This is a genomic window from Gammaproteobacteria bacterium (genome assembly GCA_034522055.1).
Classification (GTDB): domain Bacteria; phylum Pseudomonadota; class Gammaproteobacteria; order JAABTG01; family JAABTG01; genus JAABTG01.
The window spans coordinates 936,864-961,667 of record JAXHLS010000002.1 but is presented as its reverse complement, the minus strand read 5'-3'; the positions used below and the strand labels follow the sequence as shown (position 1 = coordinate 961,667).

At 67.6% G+C, this 24,804-nt stretch carries 23 protein-coding genes; 6 read left to right on the top strand and 17 right to left on the bottom strand.

Annotated features, from left to right (window positions below; all coding sequences use genetic code 11):
* Nucleotides 1-222: 222 nt before the first annotated feature.
* On the top strand, nucleotides 223-1,329 hold the full coding sequence (msrA, locus tag U5S82_04690) for a peptide-methionine (S)-S-oxide reductase MsrA (GenBank protein ID MDZ7750956.1): 1,107 nt from the start codon (nucleotides 223-225) through the stop codon (nucleotides 1,327-1,329).
* A gap of 18 nt (nucleotides 1,330-1,347) precedes the next feature.
* On the opposite strand, the gene U5S82_04685 is transcribed toward msrA, so the two are convergent.
* The 3 genes from U5S82_04685 to U5S82_04675 are packed head-to-tail and all read right to left on the bottom strand — an operon-like array spanning nucleotide 1,348 to nucleotide 3,070.
* Entirely contained in the window at nucleotides 1,348-1,989 is a 642-nt protein-coding gene (locus U5S82_04685) for a trimeric intracellular cation channel family protein (protein MDZ7750955.1), read from the bottom strand.
* Between the two features lie 19 nt (nucleotides 1,990-2,008).
* Nucleotides 2,009-2,380 carry a glutathione S-transferase N-terminal domain-containing protein gene (locus U5S82_04680; protein MDZ7750954.1) on the bottom strand — a complete coding sequence of 124 codons (372 nt, stop codon included), beginning with the start codon at nucleotides 2,378-2,380 and terminating at the stop codon, nucleotides 2,009-2,011.
* Between the two features lie 18 nt (nucleotides 2,381-2,398).
* A complete protein-coding gene (locus U5S82_04675; GenBank protein MDZ7750953.1) occupies nucleotides 2,399-3,070 on the bottom strand; it encodes a cation transporter in 672 nt (223 codons plus the stop codon).
* A gap of 325 nt (nucleotides 3,071-3,395) precedes the next feature.
* Between U5S82_04675 and purT the strand changes: the two genes are divergently transcribed.
* Nucleotides 3,396-4,577 carry a formate-dependent phosphoribosylglycinamide formyltransferase gene (gene purT, locus U5S82_04670; GenBank protein MDZ7750952.1) on the top strand — a complete coding sequence of 394 codons (1,182 nt, stop codon included), beginning with the start codon at nucleotides 3,396-3,398 and terminating at the stop codon, nucleotides 4,575-4,577.
* Here the strand turns inward: purT and U5S82_04665 are convergent.
* The 5 genes from U5S82_04665 to U5S82_04645 all read right to left on the bottom strand — a co-directional run bounded on the left by U5S82_04665 (nucleotide 4,574) and on the right by U5S82_04645 (nucleotide 12,085).
* On the bottom strand, nucleotides 4,574-5,017 hold the full coding sequence (locus tag U5S82_04665; GenBank protein ID MDZ7750951.1) for a hypothetical protein: 444 nt from the start codon (nucleotides 5,015-5,017) through the stop codon (nucleotides 4,574-4,576). The genes purT and U5S82_04665 overlap by 4 nt on opposite strands.
* Nucleotides 5,014-8,166, bottom strand: coding sequence for a CusA/CzcA family heavy metal efflux RND transporter (locus tag U5S82_04660; protein ID MDZ7750950.1), 3,153 nt, complete (start codon nucleotides 8,164-8,166; stop codon nucleotides 5,014-5,016). The genes U5S82_04665 and U5S82_04660 overlap by 4 nt, the downstream gene beginning before the upstream one ends.
* A gap of 22 nt (nucleotides 8,167-8,188) precedes the next feature.
* Complete coding sequence (locus U5S82_04655; GenBank protein ID MDZ7750949.1) at nucleotides 8,189-9,412, bottom strand: efflux RND transporter periplasmic adaptor subunit; 1,224 nt, start codon at nucleotides 9,410-9,412, stop codon at nucleotides 8,189-8,191.
* On the bottom strand, nucleotides 9,409-10,932 hold the full coding sequence (locus tag U5S82_04650) for a TolC family protein (GenBank protein ID MDZ7750948.1): 1,524 nt from the start codon (nucleotides 10,930-10,932) through the stop codon (nucleotides 9,409-9,411). The genes U5S82_04655 and U5S82_04650 overlap by 4 nt, the downstream gene beginning before the upstream one ends.
* A gap of 619 nt (nucleotides 10,933-11,551) precedes the next feature.
* Complete coding sequence (locus tag U5S82_04645) at nucleotides 11,552-12,085, bottom strand: CPBP family glutamic-type intramembrane protease (GenBank protein ID MDZ7750947.1); 534 nt, start codon at nucleotides 12,083-12,085, stop codon at nucleotides 11,552-11,554.
* 247 nt (nucleotides 12,086-12,332) lie between these two features.
* Between U5S82_04645 and U5S82_04640 the strand changes: the two genes are divergently transcribed.
* Nucleotides 12,333-12,536, top strand: a complete 204-nt coding sequence (locus U5S82_04640; protein MDZ7750946.1) for a cold-shock protein — start codon at nucleotides 12,333-12,335, stop codon at nucleotides 12,534-12,536.
* A 174-nt stretch (nucleotides 12,537-12,710) separates the two neighbouring features.
* Here the strand turns inward: U5S82_04640 and U5S82_04635 are convergent, their stop codons facing one another.
* From U5S82_04635 to U5S82_04605, 7 genes are all read right to left on the bottom strand, one after another.
* Nucleotides 12,711-13,316, bottom strand: coding sequence for a methyltransferase type 12 (locus U5S82_04635; GenBank protein MDZ7750945.1), 606 nt, complete (start codon nucleotides 13,314-13,316; stop codon nucleotides 12,711-12,713).
* A 129-nt stretch (nucleotides 13,317-13,445) separates the two neighbouring features.
* Complete coding sequence (locus U5S82_04630) at nucleotides 13,446-14,069, bottom strand: rhomboid family intramembrane serine protease (GenBank protein MDZ7750944.1); 624 nt, start codon at nucleotides 14,067-14,069, stop codon at nucleotides 13,446-13,448.
* A gap of 432 nt (nucleotides 14,070-14,501) precedes the next feature.
* Nucleotides 14,502-15,326 carry a tRNA U-34 5-methylaminomethyl-2-thiouridine biosynthesis protein gene (locus U5S82_04625; GenBank protein MDZ7750943.1) on the bottom strand — a complete coding sequence of 275 codons (825 nt, stop codon included), beginning with the start codon at nucleotides 15,324-15,326 and terminating at the stop codon, nucleotides 14,502-14,504.
* A gap of 10 nt (nucleotides 15,327-15,336) precedes the next feature.
* Nucleotides 15,337-16,263 carry a tRNA U-34 5-methylaminomethyl-2-thiouridine biosynthesis protein gene (locus U5S82_04620; protein MDZ7750942.1) on the bottom strand — a complete coding sequence of 309 codons (927 nt, stop codon included), beginning with the start codon at nucleotides 16,261-16,263 and terminating at the stop codon, nucleotides 15,337-15,339.
* Nucleotides 16,264-16,276: 13 nt separating this feature from the next.
* Complete coding sequence (locus tag U5S82_04615; protein ID MDZ7750941.1) at nucleotides 16,277-16,711, bottom strand: RidA family protein; 435 nt, start codon at nucleotides 16,709-16,711, stop codon at nucleotides 16,277-16,279.
* Between the two features lie 176 nt (nucleotides 16,712-16,887).
* Nucleotides 16,888-18,066, bottom strand: coding sequence for an IclR family transcriptional regulator C-terminal domain-containing protein (locus U5S82_04610; protein ID MDZ7750940.1), 1,179 nt, complete (start codon nucleotides 18,064-18,066; stop codon nucleotides 16,888-16,890).
* A 9-nt stretch (nucleotides 18,067-18,075) separates the two neighbouring features.
* Complete coding sequence (locus U5S82_04605) at nucleotides 18,076-18,816, bottom strand: dienelactone hydrolase family protein (GenBank protein ID MDZ7750939.1); 741 nt, start codon at nucleotides 18,814-18,816, stop codon at nucleotides 18,076-18,078.
* 431 nt (nucleotides 18,817-19,247) lie between these two features.
* On the opposite strand from U5S82_04605, the gene aroC reads away from it, so the two are divergent.
* From aroC to leuC, 3 genes are all read left to right on the top strand, one after another.
* Entirely contained in the window at nucleotides 19,248-20,348 is a 1,101-nt protein-coding gene (gene aroC, locus U5S82_04600) for a chorismate synthase (GenBank protein ID MDZ7750938.1), read from the top strand.
* 13 nt (nucleotides 20,349-20,361) lie between these two features.
* Nucleotides 20,362-21,519: an MFS transporter gene (locus U5S82_04595; GenBank protein ID MDZ7750937.1), complete on the top strand. Its 1,158-nt coding sequence runs from the start codon at nucleotides 20,362-20,364 to the stop codon at nucleotides 21,517-21,519.
* Nucleotides 21,520-21,740: 221 nt separating this feature from the next.
* The gene (gene leuC / locus U5S82_04590; GenBank protein MDZ7750936.1) at nucleotides 21,741-23,150 is read left to right on the top strand and encodes a 3-isopropylmalate dehydratase large subunit; all 1,410 of its coding nucleotides are present in this window, start codon (nucleotides 21,741-21,743) and stop codon (nucleotides 23,148-23,150) included.
* Between the two features lie 408 nt (nucleotides 23,151-23,558).
* On the opposite strand, the gene U5S82_04585 is transcribed toward leuC, so the two are convergent.
* The gene (locus U5S82_04585; protein ID MDZ7750935.1) at nucleotides 23,559-24,386 is read right to left on the bottom strand and encodes a carbon-nitrogen hydrolase family protein; all 828 of its coding nucleotides are present in this window, start codon (nucleotides 24,384-24,386) and stop codon (nucleotides 23,559-23,561) included.
* Between the two features lie 3 nt (nucleotides 24,387-24,389).
* Nucleotides 24,390-24,725, bottom strand: coding sequence for a hypothetical protein (locus U5S82_04580; protein ID MDZ7750934.1), 336 nt, complete (start codon nucleotides 24,723-24,725; stop codon nucleotides 24,390-24,392).
* Nucleotides 24,726-24,804 lie beyond the last annotated feature (79 nt).

Genomic DNA, 24,804 nt, shown 5'->3' with positions numbered 1-24,804 from the left:
CTACGCCATCCTGCGTGGGGGCAGAACGAGTATGTCCATGCCTCCAGGAGTTCTTTGCCTTCCTGCCGGTGCGCCTCCTGGCCCTGAGTTCTGCGGGGTGTTACCCGGGCACTGAACCCTCGGGCCGCGTCGGCCTCAAAGATCCCATGAGGCTCGTCCCGGTGTACGGATCGCCTGGCGCGACGGGTCTTGTTGTCATCACATCCCATGAGGTCCCAGACCATGAAAAGATGGTGGATTACGGTGCTGGCGGTCGTCGCCGCCGCGGCCGTGTATGCCCTCGGTGATGGCGGATCCGGGGACGCGGACCGCCCCGGGGTGTCCGCGGACCTGGCCGTGGCCACCTTCGCCGGCGGTTGTTTCTGGTGCGTGGAGGCCGACTTCGAGAAGCTGCCCGGCGTGGCGGAGGCGGTGTCGGGCTACAGCGGCGGGCAGGTCAAGGACCCCACCTACAAGCAGGTGTCGGGTGGCGGCACCGGGCACGTGGAGGCGGTGCAGGTGCACTACGACCCGGAGCGGCTGGCCTACGACGAGTTGCTGGATTACTTGTGGCGCCATATCGATCCCACCGACGGCGGCGGGCAGTTCGTGGATCGGGGCCCCCAGTACCGGCCGGTGGTGTTCTACGCCGACGAGGCCCAACGGCAGGCCGCCGAGGCCTCGCGCCGCCGGCTGGAGGCATCCGGGGTGCTGGAAGAGCCCGTGGCCACGGAGATCCTGCCCCTGGAGAATTTCTACCGGGCCGAGGAGTACCATCAGGACTACTACAAGAAAAACCCCCTGAAATACCGCTTCTACCGTTTCGGATCCGGGCGCGATGATTTCCTCGACGCCACCTGGGGAGAGGACAGAGAGATGACCAGCGAAAAGACTATTGGCGACGCCCATCCTGCCTACGGCAAACCCGCGGACGAGGTGTTGCGGGAACGTCTCACGCCCCTGCAGTACGACGTCACCCAGAAAGACGCCACCGAGCGTCCCTTCGCCAACGAGTACTGGGACACCAAGGAGGAGGGGATCTACGTGGACGTGGTGTCGGGGGAGCCCCTGTTCTCGTCCCGCGACAAGTACGACTCGGGCACCGGCTGGCCCAGCTTCACCCGGCCCCTGGAGGCCGACCACGTCGTCGAGGAGAAGGACTTCAAGCTGGTGCTGCCCCGCACCGAGGTGCGCAGCCGCCACGGCGATTCCCATCTCGGCCATCTCTTCGATGACGGTCCGCGGCCCACCGGGTTGCGCTACTGCATCAACTCCGCCTCCCTGCGTTTCATTCCCAGGGACCGCCTGGAGGCGGAGGGCTACGGGGAGTATGCGGCCCTGTTCGAGTGAGGGCCTCGTAGCCGCTACCTATTCCCGCGCCCGGAACACCGGCAGGCTGAGGCCCCAGCGGATGGCGGCCATGCGGGTGGCGAAGATCCCGAGGCCCGCCACGATGGCCGCCACGGCCGCATCCATGCCGTAGCGGATGAGCAGGATGAACAGGATCCCGCCGCCCCAGGAGACGGTGGCGTAGATGGTGCTGCGGAACACGATGGGGGTCTCGTTACACATCATGTCCCGCAGGATCCCCCCCACCACCCCTGTGATCACCCCCATGAAGCTCGCCACCAGCCACGGCGCGCCGAAGGACAGGGCCTTCAGGGTGCCGGCGATGGAGAAGGTGGCCAGCCCGATGGCGTCGGGGATGAGGAACAGGCTGACGGAAAAGCGAAAGGCCCGGGCCGCGAAGAAGGTGGCGGCCCCGGCGGCCAGGGCCACCACCAGGAAGGTCTGGTTCTCCACCCAGAACACCGGCCGGTCCAGCAACAGGTCCCGGGCGGAGCCGCCCCCCAGGGCCGTGGCCAGGGCGATCATGCTCATGCCGAAGAGGTCGAAGCCGTGACGTCCCGCGATGAGCACCGCCGACGTGGCGGTCACCGCCACCGCCACCAGCATGAGCCAGAACAGGATGTCCTGGAGCTGGGTGAGGGAGTGGCCGTCCATGAGCATGGGTGCAGGGCTCCGGACGTCAGTCCGCCAGGGGGAAACGGGCCTGGAGGTAGGCGATGATGTCGTCCGACTCGTACATCCAGCGGCTGCTGCCGTCCTCCTGTTCTATGCGCAGGCAGGGCACCTTGAACTGGCCACCCTGTTCCAGGAGATCCCGGCGATGGGGCCCCGCCGCGCGGGCGTCGCGCAACTCCATGGGCAGGTTGAGGCGCCGCATCTCCCGGCGCACCTTGACGCAGAACGGGCAGGCATTGAACTGGTAGAGGGCATGACCCTTCAGCTCCTGCTCCACCCGGGCCTGCTCCTCCGGTGGACGCCTGCCCTCGGGCGGCCAGGTGACCCGGTTGACGAACAGCACGGTCCGTCCCAGCAGCCAGCGTATGATTTCCATGGGTGAATTCTCCGTCGGTCAGTGTTTCCCGCTGCGGGGGCCGCCCGTGGTGGGCCATGCCTCCGTCAGGCGGCGCCGGTGGGCGCGGTGGGTCTGGAGCGCGTCCCGGAACACAGCCAGGGCCGAGTGCAGGAACAGCAGGGCGATGGCCAGGCCGATCACCACGTCCGGCCACTGGCTGTGGAGCAGCCATACCCCCGCCGCCGCAGCCAGCACCCCGAGGTTGGCGATGATGTCGTTGCGCGAGCACAACCACACCGAGCGCATATTGACGTCGGCGGCCCGATGGCGCCATAGCAATGCGAAGCAGACAGTATTGGCGGCCAGGGCCAGCAGGCCCATGGCGCCGATGATCCCGGCCTCGGGTAGCGCCGGGTGCAGGACCTTGTACACCGCCTGACCCAGCACGAACAGGCCGAAGGCGGCCATGATGCCACTCTTCACGAAGGCGGACCCCGCCTTCCAGCCGTCGCTGCGCGCCACCACGTAGAGGCTGAAGCCGTAGACCAGGGTATCCCCCAGCATGTCGAGGGAGTCGGCCAGCAGGGCCGTGGAGCCGGCCACCAGGCCGGCCGTCAACTCCGCGGCGAACATGGCCGCGTTGATCAGGAGCACGGCCTTGAGGGTGCCGGCCTGGCTCTCCCTCAGCTTGGCCGTCTCGCAGCCGGCATTGGAGCAACAATCGGACACGGGGGTATTGGGGAATAGGGAATAGGGAATAGGGAATAGTAAAGGCGATGCCGTGCCGGCGGCCACCCCCCTGTTATGCCCCCGGGCTCTGGAAACTGTAGGTCGGATTGTAGGGCGGACTGTAGGTCGGACTTCAGTCCGACACTCCAACATAAGGAATTGCCAGCCGGCGCAGGGTGCCTGCAGCGGGGTCGGATGTCGGGATGAATCCCGACCCACAAATGGATCACGCCAGCCACGCTCCGTCATTCGCTATTCCCTATTCCCTATTCCCTTTATCCTTCGATCCCGACCGTTAACCATTCCACCGCACAAGGACCTCCCCATGACATCCATCGGCACCTCCCTTTCTCCATCGGCGACCCGCGTCATGCTGCTGGGAGGCGGCGAGCTGGGCAAGGAGGTGGTCATCGAACTCCAGCGACTGGGGGTGGAGGTCATCGTCGTGGACCGTTACCGGAATGCCCCGGCCATGCAGGTGGCCCATCGCAGCCACACCATTTCCATGCTGGACGGCGATGCCCTGCGCGGGATCGTGGAACGGGAACGACCCCACTATATCGTCCCCGAGATCGAGGCCATCGCCACGGGGACCCTGATGGAGCTGGAGGCCGAGGGGTATAACGTCATCCCCAGCGCCCGCGCTGCCCATCTGACCATGAACCGCGAGGGTATACGCCGCCTGGCGGCCGAGGAGCTGGGGCTGCCCACCTCTTCCTATCGCTTCGCCGGGGACAAGGCGGAATATCTGGCCGCGGTGGAGGCCATCGGCCTGCCTTGCGTGGTGAAGCCCGTCATGAGTTCCTCGGGCAAGGGTCAGAGCATGGTGCGCGACGCTGGCGGTGTCGCCGCGGCTTGGGAATATGCCCAGGTGGGGGGGCGGGCCGGCCAGGGGCGGGTCATCGTGGAGGGCCTGGTGGTCTTCGATTACGAGATCACCCTGCTCACCGTGCGCCACGGGGAGGACACCAGCTTCTGCGCCCCCATCGGCCACGTCCAGCAGGAGGGCGACTATCGCCAGTCCTGGCAGCCCCAGCCCATGTCCGAGGCCGCCCTGGCCGCGGCCCGGGACATGGCGGGCCGGGTGACGGCGGCCCTCGGTGGCCATGGCCTGTTCGGCGTGGAGTTTTTCGTCCGCGGCGACGAGGTGTGGTTCAGCGAGGTGTCGCCGCGGCCCCACGACACCGGCATGGTGACCCTGATCTCCCAGGACCTGTCGGAGTTCGCCCTCCACGCCCGCGCCATCCTCGGCCTGCCCATCCCCGATATCCGTTTCCACGGACCTTCCGCTTCCAGCGTCATCCTGGTGGAGGGTCAGTCCCGCAGCACCACCTTCGGCAACCTCGAGGCCGCGCTTGCGGAACCCGACACCCAGCTCAGGCTGTTCGGCAAGCCCGAGGTGGCCGGGCGTCGCCGCATGGGGGTGGTGCTGGCCCGGGCCGACTCGGTGGAGGCCGCCCGGGAACGGGCCCTGCGGGCCTCCGAGGCGGTGGATATTCGCCTCTAATTACCCAGGCCATGGTGCACCACCTTCACCGTGTGGACGGCTTCGGGCCGAACCGCCATCGTCCGTGCGAAGTATGCTTGGCCGGACTTCGCCCGTCGCCTGTGGTAGGGCACGAGCGCGGTGCTGAGGACAGCACCATCCGCAGCCATGGCCTCCAGGTGCAGATGCCCCGGGATCCAGCCGCGGAGCAGGAATGCCTTGCGAAGCTCTCCAGAGACTCGAAGCCCCTCGGGTACGGCGCCCACCCGCACTGCGCCGATATGGGCATCCCGTGAATCCACGCACTCGACCTGCACGTCGCCGTCTGCCGCCAGATTTGCGGGCAGGCTGCTGCAACCGGCGCCGGCCAGGAACGCCAATGCCGCTGCCAGCGCGCCCCTCCTCATGCCCTGACGTACCCGTCGATGGCCCTGTAGACGCTTGCAGAAACAGTGTTTCATGACGGTTCTCCCGCGTTGTTTGAAGGATCACTTCCGAGCCCAGGTCGGGGAGAAAACCAGCGGTACATGGCCGGGATGACCAGCAGAGTGAGGATCGTCGAGGTGACCAGGCCACCTATCACCACCGCCGCCAGGGGGCGTTGCACCTCGCTGCCCGTACCCGTGGCGAGCAGCAGGGGAATGAGGCCGAGGGCGGTAGTCACCGCGGTCATCAGCACCGGCCGCAGGCGCAGGGATGCGCCATCGAGGCTGGCCTCGTCGACGGGCCGCCCCTCGCGCACCAGCTGGTTGAGGTAGGTGACCAGCACCATGCCGTTTCCGAGGGCGATGCCGAACAGGGCGATGAAGCCCACCGAGGCCGGTACCGACAGGTTCTCGCCCAGCAGCCACAGGCCGAGCACGCCGCCCACCAGGGCCAGGGGAATGTTGAGCAGGATCAGCGCCGTACTCCTGACGGAGCCGAAGCTGGAGTACAGCAGCAGGAAGAGCAAACCGAGGGTGACTGGCACCACCAGGGCCAGGCGCCGGTTGGCCTGCTGTGCCAGCTCGAACTGTCCGCCCCAGGTGACGACATAGCCGGGTGGCAGCTCCACCTCGTCCTCGATGGCCGCCTGGGCCTCGGCCACGAAACCAACGATATCCCGCCCCACCACGTTGGCCTGTACGGTGATGAAACGCTGGTTGTCTTCGCGGGTTATCTGGCGTGGACCGACGAGGGTCTCGATGGCGGCCAATTCTCCAAGGGGGATGCGCTGGCCATCCGGCGCCTTGACCAGCAGCCGGCCGATGTCCTCCGGCGTGTCGCGGTAGGGCTCCTGGTAGCGGACGTTGATGTCGAAGCGGCGCACGCCGTCGAATACCTGTCCCGCGCTGACTCCACCGATGGCCGCGCGGATGGTCTCCTGCACCTCGCCCAGATTGATGCCGTAGCGCGCCAGGGCCCCGCGGTCGGGGCGGATCAGCAACTGCGGCGAGCCGATGATCTGCTCCGTCTGGACATCCGCGGCCCCGCGCAGGCCGCCGATGACGGCCGCGATCTCGTCGGCATGGCTCTTCAGTACGTCCAGGTCGTCGCCGAATAGTTTGACGGCGAGTTCCGCCTTGACACCGCCCACCAGTTCGTCGACGGTGAGCTGGATGGGCTGGGTCAGATTTACCAGAATGCCGGGCATGCCACTCAGTCTCCGGCGCAGTTCGGACTCGATGGCTACCTGGTCGACACCGGCACGCCAGGATTCCACGGGTTTGAGCACCACCAGCGAGTGGACGCTGTTGACGGGATCCGCGTGGGCGCCCACCTCACCACGGCCGATACGGCTGACCACGGATTTGATCTCGGGGATCTCCATCATGCGCTCCTCGGCGATCAGCGTCAGGCGCTTTGTCTGGGCCAGCGAGATGGACGGCGCCATGGTCATGTTGACGATGAGGTCACCCTCGTTGAGGCGCGGCGTGAATTCGCTGCCCAGGAGGGGAAAGACGCCGGCACCGGCAGCTACCATGCCTCCCGCCAGCACCACCGCCGCCCAGCGCCGCCGGATGAAGAAACGTACCAGGGGCCGGTACGCCAGCAGCAGGCCGCGGACGATGATGGGCTCGCGGGCCAGCGGTCCGCCCTCTCCTGCGGAGCCCTGCCTGCGCCACGCCCGGCGCCGGCGCATCACCAGGTCGGCGAACACCGGCGCGGCCATCACGGCGAACAGCAGCGAGCCCAGCATCGCCAAAGCCACCGTGTAGGCCAGGGGGCGGAACGTCTTGCCCTCCACGCCCTCGAGCGTGAACAGCGGCAGGAACACGATGATGACGATGGCGATGGCGAAGACGATGGGCCGGGCCACCTCGCGGCAGGCACGGGCGACGACGCGGTGCCGCGGCTCGTCCGGGCCTGCCTCGTGCAGCAGGCGGTCGACGTTCTCGGCCATCACGATGGATCCGTCCACCATCATGCCGATGGCGATGGCCAGCCCGCCGAGGGACATCAGGTTGGCCGAGATGCCGAAATACCCCATGGCCAGGGTCGCGAACAGCACCGAGAAGGGGATGGACAGGGCGACGACCATGGAGGGCCGCAGCCCTCCCATGAAGGCCAGGAGCACGATGACCACCAGGCCGATGCCCTGGAGCAGGGCGTTGCGCACGGTGGTGACCGAGGCCTGCACCAGCTCCCGTTGCTGGTAGTAGGGCACGATGCGCACGCCCTCGGGCAGGGCCTTCTGCACCTTGGCCAGCCTGGCCTCGACCCGCTCGATCACCGTGGAGGCGTTGGTGCCGTAGAGCTGCACCACCATGCCCGCCACCACCTCCTTCTCGCCGTCGAGGGTCTGGAGGCCTCGCCGTATGGCGCCGCCCGCCTCGATGTCCGCCACGTCATGGAGGTACACCGGCCGCCCATCCACGGTCTTGACCACGATGTCCGCCAGGTCATCGACGCCGCGGGCGAGGCCCTCGGAGCGCACCACGTACTCCTCGTCGTTCAGGGTCAGGAACTGGGCCCCCACACTGACGTTGTTTTCCTCGATGCGTCGGATCACGTCATGGAGCGTCAGGTCGAAACGCAGGAGGGTCGCCGGGTCGACCCGTACCTGGAACTGCTTCTCGAAGCCGCCGATGCCCAGCACCTCCGTGACCCCGGGCACGGTCTGGAGCTGGTACTTGACGATCCAATCCTGGAGGGTACGCAACTCCGTAAGGTCGTAGTGGCCGGCGGTGTCCTCCAGGTAGTAGTAGAGGATGAGCCCCATGCCGGTGGAGATAGGTCCCAGCCGGGGCTCGCCGAAGCCCGCGGGGATCTGCTCCCGGGCCTCCTGGAGTCGCTCGCCCACCAGCCGCCGGGTGAAATAGATGTCCATGGCGTCGTCGAAGTAGACGTTGACCACCGACAACCCGAAGTTGGAGATGCTGCGGATGCGCTCGATCCCCGGCAGCCCCGTCATGGCCGCCTCCACGGGATAGGTGACGTAACGCTCCACCTCCTCCGGCGCCAGGCCCTCGGTGACGGTGAACACCTGCACCAGGTTCGGCGACACGTCGGGGAAGGCGTCCACGGGGAGCTGGGTGTAGGCACGGTAGCCGGCTGCCATCACCAGCAACACTAGCACCACCACCAGCAGCCGGTTGCCCAGGGCGAAGTCGATAAGCTTCTCAATCATGGTAAGGGGCCCCCAAACCGGCTCAGTGGGCGTGGCCGGCGTGCTCGAGGGCCGCACGGTTCAGCTCGGCCTTCACGGCCAGGACATTCGTCGCCACGTAGCGCTCGCCCGCGGTAAGACCGCCGGCCACCTCCACGGTGTTCGGGCTCACCTGCCCCAGGCGGATCTCCCGCGGCTCGAGGCCGGACTCGCCCGCAACGAACACCACCGTTCTGCCGTCGAGGCGGGTAAGGGCAGATCGCGGCAGCACCACGGCCGCCGGTTTCTCACCCGTCTCGACGAGGCCGGAGACGAACAGGCCGGGCCGCCACTCCCCCCGCGGGTTGGCTAGTACCACCCGCGCCGTGGCCGTGCGGGTGGCCGCGTCAAGGGCGGGGCTGACGAAGGCGATGGTGCCGTGGGCATCGGGGATGCCGTGGCCGAAGGTGATGGTCACCGGCTGGCCCGCTTGCACCCGCACCAGGTCGCGCTGATAGACGGTGAGGTTGACCCACACCGACGACAGGTCGGCCACCACGAAGGGCGCATCGCTCACTTCCGGCCCGATGATCTCCCCGATGACGGCGTGACGGCGGGTCACGATGCCTTTGAGGGGCGCCAGCAGGTCGTAGGTGTTGAAGGCGTGTTCATCCAGATCGCCAAGCCGGCCGATCTTCCCCTTGGAATAGCCGAGGGCCTGCAGTGCACTGCGGGCCTGGTTGCGGTCGATCTGCGCTTCCCGGAAGGCCTGCTCCGCGGCCAGCACCGCCCGCTCCGTTCCCACCTTCTGCGTGAACAGCCGGCGGTCCCGCTCCAGGTTCTCCCGGGCCAGCTCGAGCCGCGCCGTGGCGGCCAGGTACGCGCTGCGCGTGGCCGCCAACTCACGGCTGTTCAGCACCGCGAGCCGTTGACCGGGCGCCACCCGGTCGCCCACAGAGGCCTCGACGCGCTGCACGATGCCGGACACCATGGGCCGGACATGGGCGATGCCATCGGCGTTGTAGACCACCTCGCCGGGGAGCGTGACGGTTTGGGCAACGGTGCCGCCCGTGGCGACCCGGACCTCGATGCCGAACTCGTCCATGACGTCAGGTGACAGGCGGATCTGACTGCCCTCATTCTCCTCCTCCTCGTGGCCCTCGTTATGGCCATGGGCGTCACCCTCGGCGGCATGAGCATCGGGTGGCCCCAGTGGCCCCGGCAGGGCGGCTACCAGCCCGAGGACGCCCACCAGGAGCGGCGTGGCGAGTCTGTGTAATGATTTCATGGTTGCTCCGGGTTGCTGCGGGTGTTCGCCCCGTGGGGCGCTGCGTCGAGCCCGGTCAGGGGCCGGCCGATGAGGCCCTCGATGTCCGCGACCGCGAGGTGATGGCTCGTCAGGGCGTCGAGGTAGGCAGAATGCAGCTCGACGAGGGTACGTTCGGCGTCGAGGAGGTCGATGAGGGCCACGTCCCCCTGTTCGAATGCCCGCCGGGTGAGTTCGAAGGCCTCGGTGGCGGGTGGCAGGGCCTCGTCGTGGATGGCCGATGCCTCGTCGTAGCCCGCAGCCAAGCGCATATAGGCATCGGACAGCGCCACCTCCACCCGCCGCTCGGCATTGCGCCGACGGTCGGCGGCGGCGGCCTCGCCCAGGCGGGCGGCCAGCACGTCGCCCTGGCGCCGGTCGATGATGGCCAGGGGCAGGGAGATACCGGCCACCAGCGCGCCGGCGTCGCCGGCGCGGTCATATCTGTAACCGGCGCGCACCGTGACATCCGGTATCGCCTCGGCCTGGGCCAGGGCGGCCTCGGCGCGCCGGGCACTGATCTCCACCGCCCAGCGTGCCACCTGCGGGTTCTCACTAACCAGCGCCACCAGCCGCTCCGGCGCGGGGGGCGGCAGCAAGCGTTCCAGCGCGCCCTCCACCCCCTGGAAGGTGACTGCCCGCGCCGCCCACGTCAGGGCCAGCCGCCGGCGGGCAGCCTCCTGCTGGCGCTCGGCGCGGCGCAGGTCGAGCCGGGCGGTGGCCATCGGCACGGCGGCGCGGGCGGCGGCGATGGGCGGCGCGTCCCCCGCCGCGATGCGCTTCTCTGTGGCGTCGCGTACCCGCTCGGCCAGGGTCAGGGCGTCGCCGGACAATGCCACCCGCCGCTGGGCCGCCAGCAGTTCCACGTAGCGGCGGGTCACCTCGGTCAACACCTCCAGCCGCGCCGCCTCGTAGTCCCAGCCGGCCTGCTGCGACCGCAGGTCCGCCAGCGCCCGCCGCCGTTCGATATCGCCGCCCAGGGGAAAAGTCTGGGCCAGGCTGAGGGTGGTCTCCAGGGACCGGGTGCCCGCCAGATCGCCGCCGCCGGCGAAGTTCTCGAACTCCGCCTCGAGTTCGGGGTTGGGGCCGAGCCCGGCCTGGAGCGCGCGGGCCCCGGCCTCGCGCACCTCCCAGGCGAAGGCCTGCAGATCCGGGTGATGGGCCAGTGCCAGCGCCATGGCCTGGCGCAGGGTAATGGTGCCTTGGGGTCGAGGGGACGGCCGGCCCTCGATGGACGCCGCGGCCGCAGGTGACGGCGGCGGCCGGTAGGACTCCACGCCTTCACCGAGGGCTCGTGGTGGAGCCCAGCGGGTATTGTTCAAGCCACGGTTCAAGCCACGGTCCAAGCCAGGGTCCAAGCCAGGGTCGAGGGTCGGGTCGAGGCCCTGCGCGGTGCAGCCGGCCAGGCCCAGCACCACGATGACCACGGCATGACGGCGGCCGCGGGACGGGGGCAACCCCGACGTGGCGCCGGGGCGACGACGGCTCAGCGGCGCGCCCATCCGGGGGCGCCGGGTACCGTCACGAGATAAGACACGGGCACGGCGCCCGTGACGACGGAAAAGCAACATGGAGACAGTCCTGTGGGTCGATTCAGGAGCGCCGCGCGCCGAGGCCCACGGCGGCCGTTCGAACGGGGATCAGGACTGGGGAGGCTTCAGGGGTGGGGCGGTGGTTCTGCTGACCAGGAGTATGGCGGATGTCGCCGGGCGCGGGACGGCCCGGGCGACCATGGAGAAGTGGCCTGGAGCGGAATCCAATCCGAACAGATGGGCACCGGCGTGGCAGACATGACCACAGCCGGAGCCGTCGTCATTCAGCGGGTTCCCGGACTCATGGGCCTCGTGGCAGTGTGCGGCATCTCCCACCCCATGCCCGTCGAACGCCCAGGCCGTCGACAATCCGAACAGCGACAGCATGACTGCGACAGCTATGAGACGTTTGAAAGCCAAGGGCGGCCGACTCCAACAGGGTACAGACGGTTGGCAGGATAGCCAGTCGACCCAGTGGGCGCAATGAGCCGATTCCAATCGAATCAGCTATTCAATATAGGCAAGGGCATATCCCCAGCGTTTGCCGAGTTGCTCCCGGTCAAGGTCTGGCCGGAGCAGGCCGGGCGCCTCAGGCCTCGAGCAGCAGGTTGCGCCCGCCCAGGAACAGCACCCAGGCCACTACCGTCGTCCAGTGGATGAGGATGGGGGCCCACAGGGAGCGGGTGCGGATATAGGCCACGGCACAGGTGATGCCGAGGAGGGCGGTGATGGCGAGAAACCCGGGATCGAAGAAGAGACCCGCGGCGCCGGGGTTGATGGTGGCCGCGTTGAGGGGATGCCAGGACACGAACAGGGTGGTGCTGAGGACAGCGTAGGCCGCCGCGGTGCCGCGACCACGGGCGAGGACATCCCGGGGGATCACCAGGCCGCGGAACAGGGCCTCCTCCAGCAGGGACGGGAATACCAGCAGAGTGAAGGGCAGGATGGCGGCGCGCCGATCATCCAGCAGCCCGAACTCCAGCAGGCCGATACCGAGGCCTAGGCCCACCGCCGCGACGGCGTAGCCCGCGATTAGCAGCCACAGCCAGGGAGGAATGTCGCGGGGCGGGGTCTTGAGGCCCGCCCATAGGTTCCTGCGCAGATAATCGCCTGGATAGGCCATGGCCATAAGGGATCCCGCCGGCTGAAAGACGATGCAATGATGCTTTCGGAGAGCGCCGGAGGGTCCTGTTCCGGACGCCGTAAAAATTGTAGTGGCGGAAGCCTTCTGCTTGGCCTATAGTAATTCACGCGACAAGGCTATTGTTAACGGCACTTCCAGTAGTTCCTACCGGTTACTTCTCGAAATCCATCTTCAGTACCTGCACGCACCAACCCCAACGATCAATATTTGAAAAGGTAACATTTTCATGGCTACAGGAACCGTCAAGTGGTTTAACGAGTCGAAAGGCTTTGGATTCATCACCCAGGACGATGGCGGCGCGGACGTCTTCGTGCATTTCAGCGCCATCCAGGGTAGCGGCTTCAAGTCCCTGGCCGATGGCCAGCCCGTCAGCTTCGACGTGGAGAACGGCCCCAAGGGTCTTCAGGCGACCAACGTCACCCCGCGTTAAACCAGCTGAAACGCCCCTTCGACCCATCCCTTCGACCCATCTAAGAGTCGAAGGGGCGAAGCCCGGCACGGCTCAAGCCGTGCCGGGACCTCCTTCCGGTCACCCGCGTCACCTACCCGGGTCGCTGGCGGGGCCAAGCCCTCCCACGGCTCTCCCGTGCCGCGTATCCGAGGCTTACAGAGCCGGCTCGCCGGCGCGATTCTCCCACTGATATACCCGCATGGGCGGGATATTGCGCAGCTCCATGGCGGCCTCGCCGCGGCCCAACCTCGGCTCGCACAGGGTCCCCACCCGCCCGCTCCACTGGTAGGCCACGAAGCGCCCCCCGGGTGCAAGGACGGAGGATACGGCCTCGATGACGCCTGTGCCGGCCTCGGCGCTCATGGTGGAGAAGGGGATCCCCGACACCACCGCATCCGGCGCCCCCAGACCATAAGAAGCGATGATCTCTTCCAGATCGCAGGCGCTGCCGAGGTGCGCGATGAGTCGTTCATCCTCGATGTGCTGCTGCAGGCGGTGCAGTCGTGGGTTCAGTTCGATGCTGAGGAGCCTGCCATCACCGGGCATGGCTCGCAACATGGCGCGGGTGGTGCCGCCGGTGCCGGGCCCGAGTTCCACCACCGTGCGGGCCATGGCAATGCCGGCGGCCGCCACGATGCGGCGCTCCAGGAATCGCGAACTGGGAATCACCGAGCCCACCTGCAGGGGGTGGCGCAGGAACTCGGTGAAAAACGCCATGCGGCCGTTCAGGCCCATAAAAGAAGAGTTGTTTTTGTCCATGCCCGGAATTTACCAGTTGGCCGCCCTGAGGTCGAAAAATTCTCCCTCCGGGGCGACGTCGCCCCGGACGAGGCCATCATAGCGGTAACGGGGCCGGTGCTCACCCGCCCTGCCGGCAGGGCGCCCGCCTCATGATGGCCCATCCTCCTCGTCCTCGTCTTCCCAGGCGTATCTCTTGCGCGGTGGTGGCGGGTCCATGCGGTACAGGGCCAGGGCCACGATGAACCCGGCGGCGAAGCCGAACAGGTGCATCTCGAAAGAAATACCTGGTTCCTGGGGAAAGATGCTGGCGATCATCCCGCCGTAGAGGAAGAAGGTGAGCATGGCCACCACGATGGAAGGCCGGTCGCGACGCAGGATGCCGGCCACGAACAGGAACATCATGAGGCCGTGGGTGAGGCCGCTGGCACCGAAGTGGTAGGCCGGCCGCGCCAGCAGCCAGGTGCCGAGACCCGAGCCCAGCACCACCAGCAGTACCACCCACGGGGCGGCGCGGGGATAGGCCCACAGCAGGGCACCCCCGAGGAGGAGGAGCGGCAGGGTATTGGCGAAGATGTGTGCGAAGTCGCCGTGGATGAAGGGGGCAGTGACCACCCCCAGCAAACCCGTGATCTCGCCGGGCCGCACGCCGAAGCGTGCCAGGTGCAGATCGAACAGTTGATCGGCCAGCCAGACGGCCCACAGCAGCGCCACCATCAGGGCCGTCTTGACGAAGGCGGGCCGCAAGGGGCGGGGGGCGTATTCCTCGTGCACGTTGGATCCTCGAGCGGGCGTCCATCAAAGGTGGCGGACCTTTGTGCCCTGTTCAACCCACCGATCCTGGATCTCTCGTCAAGGCGCAAAGCGCGCCAAGGTTCTGTGGGTCGGTACTCTTGCTACGCCACCCACCGGCGCGGTCGCCTGGCACCGTTCTTCCCATCGGGTCGGGATATTGGGGGTGCTGCTCTCCAGAAATCCTGGCGAACCTCGCGTCTTGGCGAGAGTAAAGAAATTCGGTGATGGGTTGGACAAAAACGGCCGGGGCATCCGGCCCCGGCCCCGGCCGTGGTGCTGCATCCCCTCTGGACTCAGGGACTGGGTACGCAATGAACGGAGTCTTTCCTGGCTTCGTTCGGTTGCGGTGGTGCGGCGGTCCATCCGTGGGCTCCTTGGGGAGCGCTGACTTTTCGGTGCTCCCCTTTAAATTCAGGGCGTGAAGGCCACCACGGCGGAGCCCGCCCCCCAGGTGGGCCCGTAGCCCAGGACTCGGGCGGATGCGTAGCCGTCGCCCAGGCCGCCCAGCAGCCAGGACATGTGCTTGAAACCCATGTCCGCCTTGGCGGCGCGGGCATAGGCGGGCAGGGCCGCCCGCACCGCAGCGGCGTCGCCGGCGGCTATGAGGTCCAGCATGCGCCGGTTCTCCTCGTCGTCCGCCGGCGAGGCCACGTGGTCTGCGCCGGGGTCGATGTCGTCCCGGAAGATGGTGCCGGACAGGCCCCCCACCCCCACCAGGGCGACGCGCCGGCCCAGGGCATCCGCCTGTTGGCGCACGGTGGCCGCCAGCCGTTCGGTGACGGCACCGTCGTGGTAGAGGTTGTTGGCGGCGATCACCAGGGGCAGCCGGCCTTGGGGATTGAGTTGGGGATTGAGGAAATGGGTGGCTGTGATGGTGCCGGAGTCCACCGGGAACTGGTCGTAGTCCACACCCTTGGAGCGTATGCCGAATTCATTGGTGCGTTCGATGCAGGCCGTGGTGAGTTCGGTGTCGATATGCATGTCGAAGGGCATGACGCCGTACTCGTGCCAGTTCTCGTCCACGTGCTCTCCCGCCACGCGGGGGCGGGTCTGCCACAGCTCGTCGAGCACCGCCATCCACTGGGTGGAGTAGATGGCGATGACGTCCGGTTTGGAGGCCGCCAGGATCTCGCCGGCTTCGCCATAGGCCGCCACCAGCTCCCGCCACGGGGGGTTGTCGGGTTTGAGCATCAGCAGCGGGCTGCCGGGTACCAGGAAAGCGGAGACGATGGGCATGGACTGCTCCTCAGGCCGCTGTCGGCCGGTCGCGCACCTCGAGTCGGCCGGGATGGTTGGCCAGGTTCCATTCCATCACCGCGTTGCCGGTGCCGATGACCGTGCCGTAGCCATGGAGCTCCCCCGGCATGCGGGGGTAGCCCATGGCGGCGAACATCCAGGTGAAGGCCCCGGACTTGATCTCGGCGAAGGACTCTTCGATGAACTGGGGCAGGATACCGAACACCTCGTCCGTCTCGCCCCGGCGCAGCATCTCGATGATGCGCATGTCCCACTTGTAGCCCTCGTAGTTCTGGGGGTGCTCCCGGGACATGTCCTCGGGGATGTCCGGCTCCGCCGAGAAGTGGTAGTGGCACAGGGTGTTGGAGGCCAGCAGCACGGCGCGCCGGCCCGTGCACTCGATGGCCCGGCGGGTGGCCTTGCCGAGGCGGTCCATCTCCTCCAGGCCCTCCTCCATCTGCAGGTAGTAGGGCGAATTGTTGGCCGAGATCCCCACGACCGGGATGTCCCACTGGGGCCGCATCATGTGCAGGGTGGTGATGGTGCCGTAGTCCACCCGGAACTTGGGGTTTCGCATCATCTTGGCCACCAGGCCCGCCTTTCCGGCCTCCTCGCAGCAGGCCTCGGCCAGTTCCACGTCCACATCGAGCTCGAAGCTGTAACGGAACAGGTTCGGGAAGATGGGGTCCACCGACTTGCCGGACAGGTGAGGCACTCCCAGGAAGTGGTGGCCCACCTGGGTGATCCAGTGGGGTGAGTGCACCAGCAGCACATCGGGTTTCAGGTCGTCCAGGGTCTTGCGGGCACGCTCGTAGGCCCAGCGCAGCTGTTCCCAGCCCCCCTCCGAGCGGGGCTCGTTCTGGGGCGGGTTCTCGCCGTAGACCAGGTGGGGCGGATGGGGGGCCAGATAGCCCGCGAGGATCTCACCTTTGCTCATGATTCGCTCCTCCCTATGGGTGGGCAGGTGCCGGGGGTTTGTAGGCGATGGCCTTCATCTCCACCAGCAGGTGGGGGTGGGGCAGCTGATGCACCGCCACCGTGGTGCGGGTGGGCCCGTCGACGTCGAAGAACTCGGCCCACACCTCGTTGAAGCCTCTGAAGTCGTTCATGTTCACCAGGAAGCAGGTGACCTCCGTGAGGTCCTCGAGGGTGGCGTCCATGGAGGCCAGGATATCGCCGATGTTTTGGATGACGGCCCGCGTCTGGACGCGGATGTTCAGCTCGGTGACGCCGAACTCGTCGGCGCTTGCGCCCTCGAAACCGTTGTCCGCTCGCCGGGAGCTGGTGCCGGAAATGAAGAGGAAATCCCCGGCCCGCTTCACGTGGGGAAAACGTCCCCGGGGCACGGCCTTGTGGGGCAATACCTTGGTCTGTGGGTTCTGCAACGTCTTCCGCCTCGTCGCGCCGGTTCACCCTGCCCATGGGGGCAGAGGCTTTTGGAGGAGTCTAGCGGGTAAAAATCTTATATATCAAGAAAAAAATCTAATTTATTGAGAATTTTTTCCATCCGGGCAAACCTCGGGTGTCACGGCACGGGCCGGGCCTGTGGTGTCATCCGTCATCACAGGGTCCCTCGGGAGGTGTGGGCGGGCTTGTAGGCCATGGCCTTCAACATCAGCAACTGATGGGGGTGGGGGAGTTCGCTCACCCCCACGGTGGTGCGGGTCGGGCCGCTCCGGTCGTAGAACTCGCCGTAGACCTCGTTGAAGGCATCGTAGTGCTTCATGCCCACCAGGAAGGCCTGGATTTCCACGATGTCCTCGCGGGCGGCGCCGAAACTGGCGACGATGTCGAAGAGATTGGTCAGGGTGGCTCGTGCCTGAATACGGAAGTCGAAGACAGGCACGCCGTCGGCCCCCGGAGAGACGCCGGGGAAGGTGTCGTCGGGCTGGCGGGCGCTGGTGCCGGATACCAGGATCAGGTCGCCGATGCGCTTGGCATGGGGGAAGTTTCCCCGCGGCCGGGCCTTGGTGGGCAGGACCTTGTTCTCCATGTAGAGTTCGCGGTGGATCTGGGCCGCGTGGTGGGCCAGATCTTCCCGGCAGCGCTCCATTTCCGCATCGCCCATCTCGTGCTGTGCCGCGGTCACCGCTAGTGCCGCCACCACCCGGTCATGGGCGTCCAGGATGGGCACCGCGAGGCCGCGGGTGTCGGCGGCGAACTCGGCGTCCTCCAGGGCCCAGCCGCGGGCCCTGACCGTCTCCAGTTCCGCCCGCAGGGCGACCCCGTCGGTTACCGTGCGGGGGGTGTAGGCGGTAAGCTCCAAGTCTTCGAGGATGGTCTCCAGCATGGCGGGCCGCAGGCCCGCCAGAAGCACCTTGCCGGCGGCCGTACAGTGCACCGGCAGGCGGGGGTCCGGGGGCTCCCCGGCGCCGGCCGCCGGACCGTGGCTCATGGCCATCTGGATGGCCTTGCGGCCGCTCAGGACCGCCGCCGCCACGGCCCCACCCAGGCGGGCCGTCAGGGTATCTACGTGGGACTGAGCGATGCGGGCCATGAGCTTGTCGTGCTCCACCCGGTCCCCCAGTTCCGCCAGCAGGGTGCCGAGCTGGAAGCGGTTGCCGCCGGCCCGGGACACCACTCCCAGGTGCTCCAGGGTGAGGAGGAAGCGGTGGGCGGTAGCCACCGTCATGGCGGTGCGGCTCGCCACCTCGGTGGCGGTGAGCTGACAACCGGCGGGGGCGAAGACTTCCAGGATCTGGAAGGCCTTCTGGACGGAGGCGTTCCTGGGGGTGGCCATGGCCGGGCCTCAGGCGGGTCCGGGCACCTCCGCCCCGAGCACCTCCGCGAGGAAGTCTTCCATGCTGCGCCACGAGCGGCGGTCGGCATCCGGCTGGTAGACGGTGCCGAAGTCCCGGTCATTGGCGGCGGGGTTGGTAAAGGCATGCATGGCGTGGCCATAGACATGGACCTGCCAGTCGGCGCCGGCCGCCGTGAGTTCCTGCTCCAGGGCCAGCACGTCCTGCGGCGGCGCCAGGGGGTCGTCGTGACCGTGCAGGGCCAGGACCTTGGCCTTGATGGCGGTGCCCGCCGTGTTGCCCGGGGCCTTGAGCAGGCCATGGAAACTCACTACGCCGCCGATCTCGGCCCCCGAGCGTGCCAGGTCCAGCACGCACATGCCGCCGAAGCAGAAGCCGATTGCGGCGGTGCGGGTGTCGTCCACCTGGTCCTGGGCGCGCATGACGTCGAGGGCTCTTTGCATACGCTGCTGGAGCAGGGCCCGATCATCCACGAACGGCTGCATCAGGCGGGCATTCTCGTCGATGCTGTTGCCCAGCACGCCCTTGCCATACATGTCGAGGGCGAAGCCCACATAGCCCAGGGCCGCCAGGGCCTCGGCCTTGTGGTCCGCCTGGGCGTTGCGGCCCGCCCACACCGGGGCCACCAGCACCCCGGGGCGGGGTGCGGCTGCGGCATCGTCCCAGGCCATGAGGCCCTCCAGCAGGGTGTCGTCGTGGTGGTATTCGATGGTGTGGGTCTTGATGGCCATGGTGGTCCTCCTGCGGCGGGGGAAAGGGATGACCCCACATGCTAACCCCCCGGTGCCCGTGCGGGGAACGGGCCTCGCTTGCAGGCCGGGTTGTAGGTCGGGCTGTAGGTCGGGCTTCAGCCCGACAGCCCGCGGGCGGTTCCGTCCCGGCCGAGGTGCGTGCGGCGGGGTTTAATGTCGGGATGAATCCCGACCTACAGTCGTGCCCCGGGAACGAGCGGTGGGGGGTGTTTGTAGGTCGGGCTGTAGGTCGGGCTTCAGCCCGACAGCCGACGGTGCGGATTCCGTCCCGGCCCGTGGTGCGCGCGGCGGGCTTTCATGTCGGGATGAATCCCGACCTACAGCCGTGCCACAGGAACGGACGCCTCCAGCCCGGAACCCTTGCAATTCCAATGCTGCCTTCCGGGCGCCGGGGCCGCTACAATAGCCCGATGTCTGGAAACACCACCGGTATCCTGTTCACTCTCACCACCTTTGGCGAGAGCCACGGTCCCGCCATCGGGGGCATCATCGACGGCTGCCCGCCCGGCCTCGAACTGTCGGAGGCGGACATCCAGCACGATCTCGAGCGGCGCCGGCCCGGCAAGACCCGTCATACTACCCAGCGCCGCGAGCCCGACGCGGTGCGCATCCTGTCCGGCGTGTTCGAGGGTCGTACCACCGGCACCCCCATCGGCCTCATCATCGACAACGTGGATCAGCGCTCCAAGGACTACGGCGACATCGCCGAGAAGTTCCGGCCCGGCCATGCGGATTACACTTACACCCAGAAGTATGGAGTGCGCGATTACCGCGGCGGCGGCCGCTCGTCGGCCCGTGAGACGGCCCTGCGGGTGGCGGCCGGCGCGGTGGCCAGGAAGTACTTGGCGGATCGCCACGGCATCCGCATCCGTGGCTACGTGGCCCAACTCGGCCCCATCCGCCCCCAAAGCTTCGATTGGGAGGTGGTGGAGGACAACCCCTTCTTCTTTCCCGACGCCGCCCGGGTACCCGAACTCGAGGCCTACATGGACGCCCTGCGCAAGGAGGGCAACTCCATCGGCGCCCGGGTCACGGTGGTGGCCACAGGGGTGTCGCCGGGTCTCGGCGAACCCATCTTCGACCGCCTGGATGCGGATCTCGCCAAGGCCCTCATGGCCATCAACGCCGTCAAGGGGGTGGAGATCGGTGCCGGCTTCGCGGCGGTCGAGCAGAAGGGCACGGAGCATCGCGACGAGATGACGCCCGCGGGTTTCCTGTCCAACCACGCCGGCGGCGTCCTCGGCGGCATCTCCAGTGGCCAGGATATCGTCGCCAGCATCGCCCTCAAACCCACCTCCAGTCTCCGCCTGCCGGGGCGCAGCGTGGATGTCCACGGCAACGCCGTGGAGGTGGTCACCAAGGGCCGTCACGACCCCTGCGTGGGGATCCGGGCGACCCCCATCGCCGAGGCCGCCATGGCCATGGTGATCATGGACCACCTGCTGCGCCAGCGCGGCCAGAACGCCGAGGTGCAATCGGCCACGCCGATCATCCCCGCCAGCGCCGGCTGACGGCCGCCGCACCGTGGTGTCCGGCAACGCCTTTCCGTACTGGCGGTTCTCCAATTTCTACCTGTTCTACTTCGCCGTCCTCGGCGCTCTGGTGCCCTATTGGGGCCTCTATCTGAAGTCCCTGGGGTACTCGTCGTCGGAGATCGGTGAACTGCTGGCCATCCTCATGGCCACCAAGATGGTGGCGCCCTTCATCTGGGGGTGGATTGCGGACCGCTGGGGCCGCGGCATGTTCATCGTGCGGGTGGCCTCGGCCCTGGCCGCGGTGTGCTTCGCCGGCATCTTCCTGGTGAGCGGCTACTGGCCCCTGGCCCTGGTGATGGCCACCTTCAGCTTCTTCTGGAACGCGGCCCTGCCCCAGTTCGAGGCTAACACCCTCAACCAGCTGGGTCAGGACACCCACCGCTATACCCACGTCCGGGTGTGGGGCTCGGTGGGCTTCATCGTCGCAGTGGTGTCCCTGGGGCCCCTGCTCGATCGGGTGGGCGTGGGCCTCATGCCCCAGGTGGTGCTGGGACTGCTGGTGGGGATCTGGGTGGCCGCCCTGGTGTCGCCGGAGCACCGGGCGACGGCGGAGCATCCCCCCCACGACGGCCTCTCCCGGGTGTTGCGCCGGCCCCGGGTACTGGCCCTGCTGGTGGCCTGTTTCCTCATCCAGGGCAGCCACGGGCCTTACTATTCCTTTTATTCCATCCACCTCGATGAGTTGGGATATCGCGGTGCCACCATCGGCCAGCTGTGGGCCCTGGGGGTTCTGGCGGAGGTGGTGCTGTTCATCTACATGCACCGCCTGGTGCGGCGTTACACCCTGCGCGCCCTGTTTCTGGTCACCTTCGTCCTCACCACCCTGCGCTGGGTCGTCATCGGCACCCTGGCCGCCCACTGGCCGTTCCTGGTGGCGGCCCAACTGCTCCATGCCGCCAGCTTCGGCCTCTATCACGCCGTCGGCATCCAGCTCATCCACCGCTATTTCGTGGGCCGCAACCAGGGCCGCGGCCAGGCCCTCTACAGCAGCGTCAGCTTCGGCGCCGGCGGCGCCGCGGGCAGCTATCTGGCTGGCCACGCCTGGGAGACCGTGGGCCCCACCGCCACCTACCTCACCGCCGCCGCCGCCTGCCTCATTGGCCTGCTGGTGGTGTGGGGGTGGATAGATAAAGAAGTGAGTGAATAGTGAACAGTTAACAGTGAATGGTGAATGGTTGGGCAGACACCCTGCCAACCTTTTCGCGCTCGAGTGTTAACCTTTTGCATGCCGATTGTCTCAAGGATCCACCACGGCCCCGCTTTTTCTATTCACTATTCACCATTCACTATTCACTTTATCTCATTCCCCCACCCCACCGCTGCTATAATCCCCCACCCATCCGTCTCCCCAACGCCAGCAGAGCCCCCATGCCCAAGACCCTCTACGACAAACTCTGGGACGCCCACGTGGTGCGGGAGAACGAGGACGGTACCAGCCTCATCTATATCGACCGCCAGCTCATCCACGAGGTCACCTCGCCCCAGGCCTTCGAGGGGCTGCGCCTGGCCGGTCGCCAGCCGTGGCGGGCCGCCGCCAACCTGGCCACGGCGGACCACAACGTACCCACTACCGATCGGGCCCGGGGCATCGCCGATCCGGTATCGCGCCTCCAGGTGGAGACTCTCGACGCCAACTGCCGCAGCTTTGGCATCACGGAATTCCTTATGGGGGACCCGCGCCAGGGCATCGTCCACGTCATCGGCCCCGAGCAGGGGGCGACCCTGCCGGGCATGACCGTGGTGTGCGGCGACTCCCATACCTCCACCCACGGCGCCCTGGGGGCCCTGGCCTTCGGCATCGGCACCTCGGAGGTGGAGCACGCCCTGGCCACCCAGTGCCTGGTGCAGTCCAAGTCGAAGAACATGCGGGTGGTGGTGGGCGGCCGCCTGGGGCCGGGGGTCTACGCCAAGGACATCATCCTCGCGATCATCGGCGAGATGGGCACGGCGGGCGGTACCGGCTATGCCATCGAGTTCGCCGGGACGGCCATCCAGGCCCTGTCCATGGAAGGCCGCATGACCATCTGCAACATGAGTATCGAGGCGGGGGCGCGGGCCGGCATGGTGGCGGTGGACGAGACCACCGTGGACTACGTGCGCGGGCGGCGCTATGCGCCCACGGGTGAGTCATGGGAGGCCGCCGTGGCCGCCTGGTCCAAGCTGCACAGCGACCCGGGGGCGGAGTTCGATCGCGAGATCCATCTCGACGCCACCGCCCTCAAGCCCTACGTGAGTTGGGGCACCTCGCCGGAGATGGTGCTGCCGGTGGATGGCCGTGTGCCCGATCCCGCCGCCGCGCCGGACCCGGTGAAGGCCGAGGGCTGGAGCCGGGCCCAGGCCTACATGGACCTGGCACCGGGCACGGCCCTGGCGGACATCCCCCTGGACAAGGTGTTCATCGGCTCCTGTACCAACTCCCGCATCGAGGACCTGAGGGAAGCGGCCGCGGTGATCCGGGGCCGGCGGGTGGCCCCCAACATCAAGCTGGCCATGGTGGTCCCGGGCTCCGGTCCCGTGAAGGCCGCGGCCGAGGCGGAGGGGCTGGACCAGGTATTCCTGGACGCGGGCTTCCAGTGGCGCGAGCCCGGCTGCTCCATGTGCCTGGCCATGAATGCCGATCGCCTGGAGCCCGGCGAGCGCTGCGCCTCCACCTCCAATCGCAACTTCGAGGGCCGCCAGGGCCAGGGCGGGCGCACTCACCTGGTGAGCCCCGCCATGGCCGCCGCCGCCGCCGTCGCCGGCCACTTCGTGGACGTGCGGGAACTGCTGGCGGAATAGGCCGGGAAAACCCAGAAGAATAACTACGAAAGACGCGAAATGTTTCTTGTTGCTCTCGCCAAGGCGCCAAGCTCGCCAAGAAAAGCATTGATTTCTTTCACAGGAGCACAGAGGCACGGTGTTTATCGCTAGGCTTGGCGGATCGGACCAGCGAATGGAGCCTTTACCGGTACCAGGGCGCCCTCACGGGGCCTGCGAGGTCTCCGGAACTGTGCATTCTTCTCGCCTTCTCTGAGTCTCCGTGCCGCCGTGAAAGATCCGCTTTTCCTTGGCGTTCTTGGCGCCTTGGCGAGAGAAAATTCTCCTCATCTACACCTACGAATTCTGTTGAAGCGCCTCTTTTTTCGCGTATTTCGCGCCTTTCGTAGTTGAAAAAAATGGCGGTGAACCGCAATCCGCGACCGTGGGTCAGGGAGGCCCGCACACGAAGCGCTGGTGTTGCAGGGCGGGGAAGCGCTGGCGGAGTTCGCGCAGGCGGTCCAGGTCGATGTCCGCGCTGACCACGCCGCGGCCGCGCTCCATCTCCGCCAGCACGGCGCCCCAGGGGTCCACCACCATGCTGTGGCCGTAGGTCTCGCGGCCACCCACATGGAAGCCGCCTTGGGCGGCCGCCACCACGTAGCACAGGTTCTCCACCGCCCGCGCCCGCAACAGCATGCCCCAGTGGGCCTTGCCGGTGGCCGCCGTGAAGGCCGCGGGCAGGGCGAGGATCTCCATGCCGCGGGCCACCAGGTAACGAAACAGCTCCGGGAAGCGCAGGTCGTAACACACGGCGAGGCCCAGGCGGCCGAAGGGGGTGTCCACCACCACCGCCCGCTCGCCGGGCTCGGTGGTCTCCGATTCCACGTAGACCTCGCCGCTGTCGGCATCCACCGTGACGTCGAACATGTGGATCTTGTCGTAGCGGGCCACCCGCGTGCCCTGATGGTTGTAGACCAAAGAGGCGGCGCGCACGCGCCCCGGCCTCGGGGTGGCCATGGGGATGGTGCCCCCCACCAGCCAGATGCCGTGGCGTGCCGCCTGCTCGGCGAGGAATGTCTGGATGGGGCCGTCGCCGTCGGTCTCCGCCACTGCCAGCTTGTCGGCCTCCTGCTCCCCCATGAGGGCGAAATTCTCCGGCAGCACCACCAGGCCGGCGCCGGCGGCCGCGGCCTCGGCGATGCGCCGCTTGGCCTCGTCCAGGTTGGCTGCCAGGATGGGGCCGGCGGCGATCTGTATGGCGGCGACACGAGGCATGGCTCAGGGTGTTTCCACTACCAGTTCCAGGACATCGGGGCGCCCGGCCCCGGGTACCAGGTGAATACGGGAGGAGCCGAGCCCCAGGGCCACCAGCCAGCCGCGCAGTTCCTCGGCCCACAGCAGTCCCTGCTCGCCCCCCGGGTGACGTATCCGCAGATGGCGGCCGGCGGGCCGGTCGACGGCCTGCATGGTGTCGCGCAATACCGGGATGCCGGTGACGAAGTCGCCGCTGCGGGGGCGGTCCCAGTCCGCGGCGGTGAGTTCGCGCACGGGCTCGGCGGCGCCGGCCGCGGCGGCGGCCAGGACGAAACAGATCGGCAGGGTTTTCATGTCCATCCAGAATATCACGGCAGAAGCGGGGCGCGTCCCGATTGACAGTCCGAATACCCCTTGGCTATGGTTCGACGTTTCCGGG

Coding starts and splice junctions, on each gene's coding strand:
- msrA (MDZ7750956.1), top strand. CDS start 223: ATGAAAAGATGGTGGATTACGGTGCTGGCGGTCGTCGCCGCCGCGGCC.
- U5S82_04685 (MDZ7750955.1), bottom strand. CDS start 1,989: ATGCTCATGGACGGCCACTCCCTCACCCAGCTCCAGGACATCCTGTTC.
- U5S82_04680 (MDZ7750954.1), bottom strand. CDS start 2,380: ATGGAAATCATACGCTGGCTGCTGGGACGGACCGTGCTGTTCGTCAAC.
- purT (MDZ7750952.1), top strand. CDS start 3,396: ATGACATCCATCGGCACCTCCCTTTCTCCATCGGCGACCCGCGTCATG.
- U5S82_04665 (MDZ7750951.1), bottom strand. CDS start 5,017: ATGAAACACTGTTTCTGCAAGCGTCTACAGGGCCATCGACGGGTACGT.
- U5S82_04660 (MDZ7750950.1), bottom strand. CDS start 8,166: ATGATTGAGAAGCTTATCGACTTCGCCCTGGGCAACCGGCTGCTGGTG.
- U5S82_04655 (MDZ7750949.1), bottom strand. CDS start 9,412: ATGAAATCATTACACAGACTCGCCACGCCGCTCCTGGTGGGCGTCCTC.
- U5S82_04650 (MDZ7750948.1), bottom strand. CDS start 10,932: ATGGGCGCGCCGCTGAGCCGTCGTCGCCCCGGCGCCACGTCGGGGTTG.
- U5S82_04645 (MDZ7750947.1), bottom strand. CDS start 12,085: ATGGCCTATCCAGGCGATTATCTGCGCAGGAACCTATGGGCGGGCCTC.
- U5S82_04640 (MDZ7750946.1), top strand. CDS start 12,333: ATGGCTACAGGAACCGTCAAGTGGTTTAACGAGTCGAAAGGCTTTGGA.
- U5S82_04635 (MDZ7750945.1), bottom strand. CDS start 13,316: ATGGACAAAAACAACTCTTCTTTTATGGGCCTGAACGGCCGCATGGCG.
- U5S82_04625 (MDZ7750943.1), bottom strand. CDS start 15,326: ATGCCCATCGTCTCCGCTTTCCTGGTACCCGGCAGCCCGCTGCTGATG.
- U5S82_04620 (MDZ7750942.1), bottom strand. CDS start 16,263: ATGAGCAAAGGTGAGATCCTCGCGGGCTATCTGGCCCCCCATCCGCCC.
- U5S82_04610 (MDZ7750940.1), bottom strand. CDS start 18,066: ATGGCCACCCCCAGGAACGCCTCCGTCCAGAAGGCCTTCCAGATCCTG.
- U5S82_04605 (MDZ7750939.1), bottom strand. CDS start 18,816: ATGGCCATCAAGACCCACACCATCGAATACCACCACGACGACACCCTG.
- aroC (MDZ7750938.1), top strand. CDS start 19,248: ATGTCTGGAAACACCACCGGTATCCTGTTCACTCTCACCACCTTTGGC.
- leuC (MDZ7750936.1), top strand. CDS start 21,741: ATGCCCAAGACCCTCTACGACAAACTCTGGGACGCCCACGTGGTGCGG.
- U5S82_04585 (MDZ7750935.1), bottom strand. CDS start 24,386: ATGCCTCGTGTCGCCGCCATACAGATCGCCGCCGGCCCCATCCTGGCA.
- U5S82_04580 (MDZ7750934.1), bottom strand. CDS start 24,725: ATGGACATGAAAACCCTGCCGATCTGTTTCGTCCTGGCCGCCGCCGCG.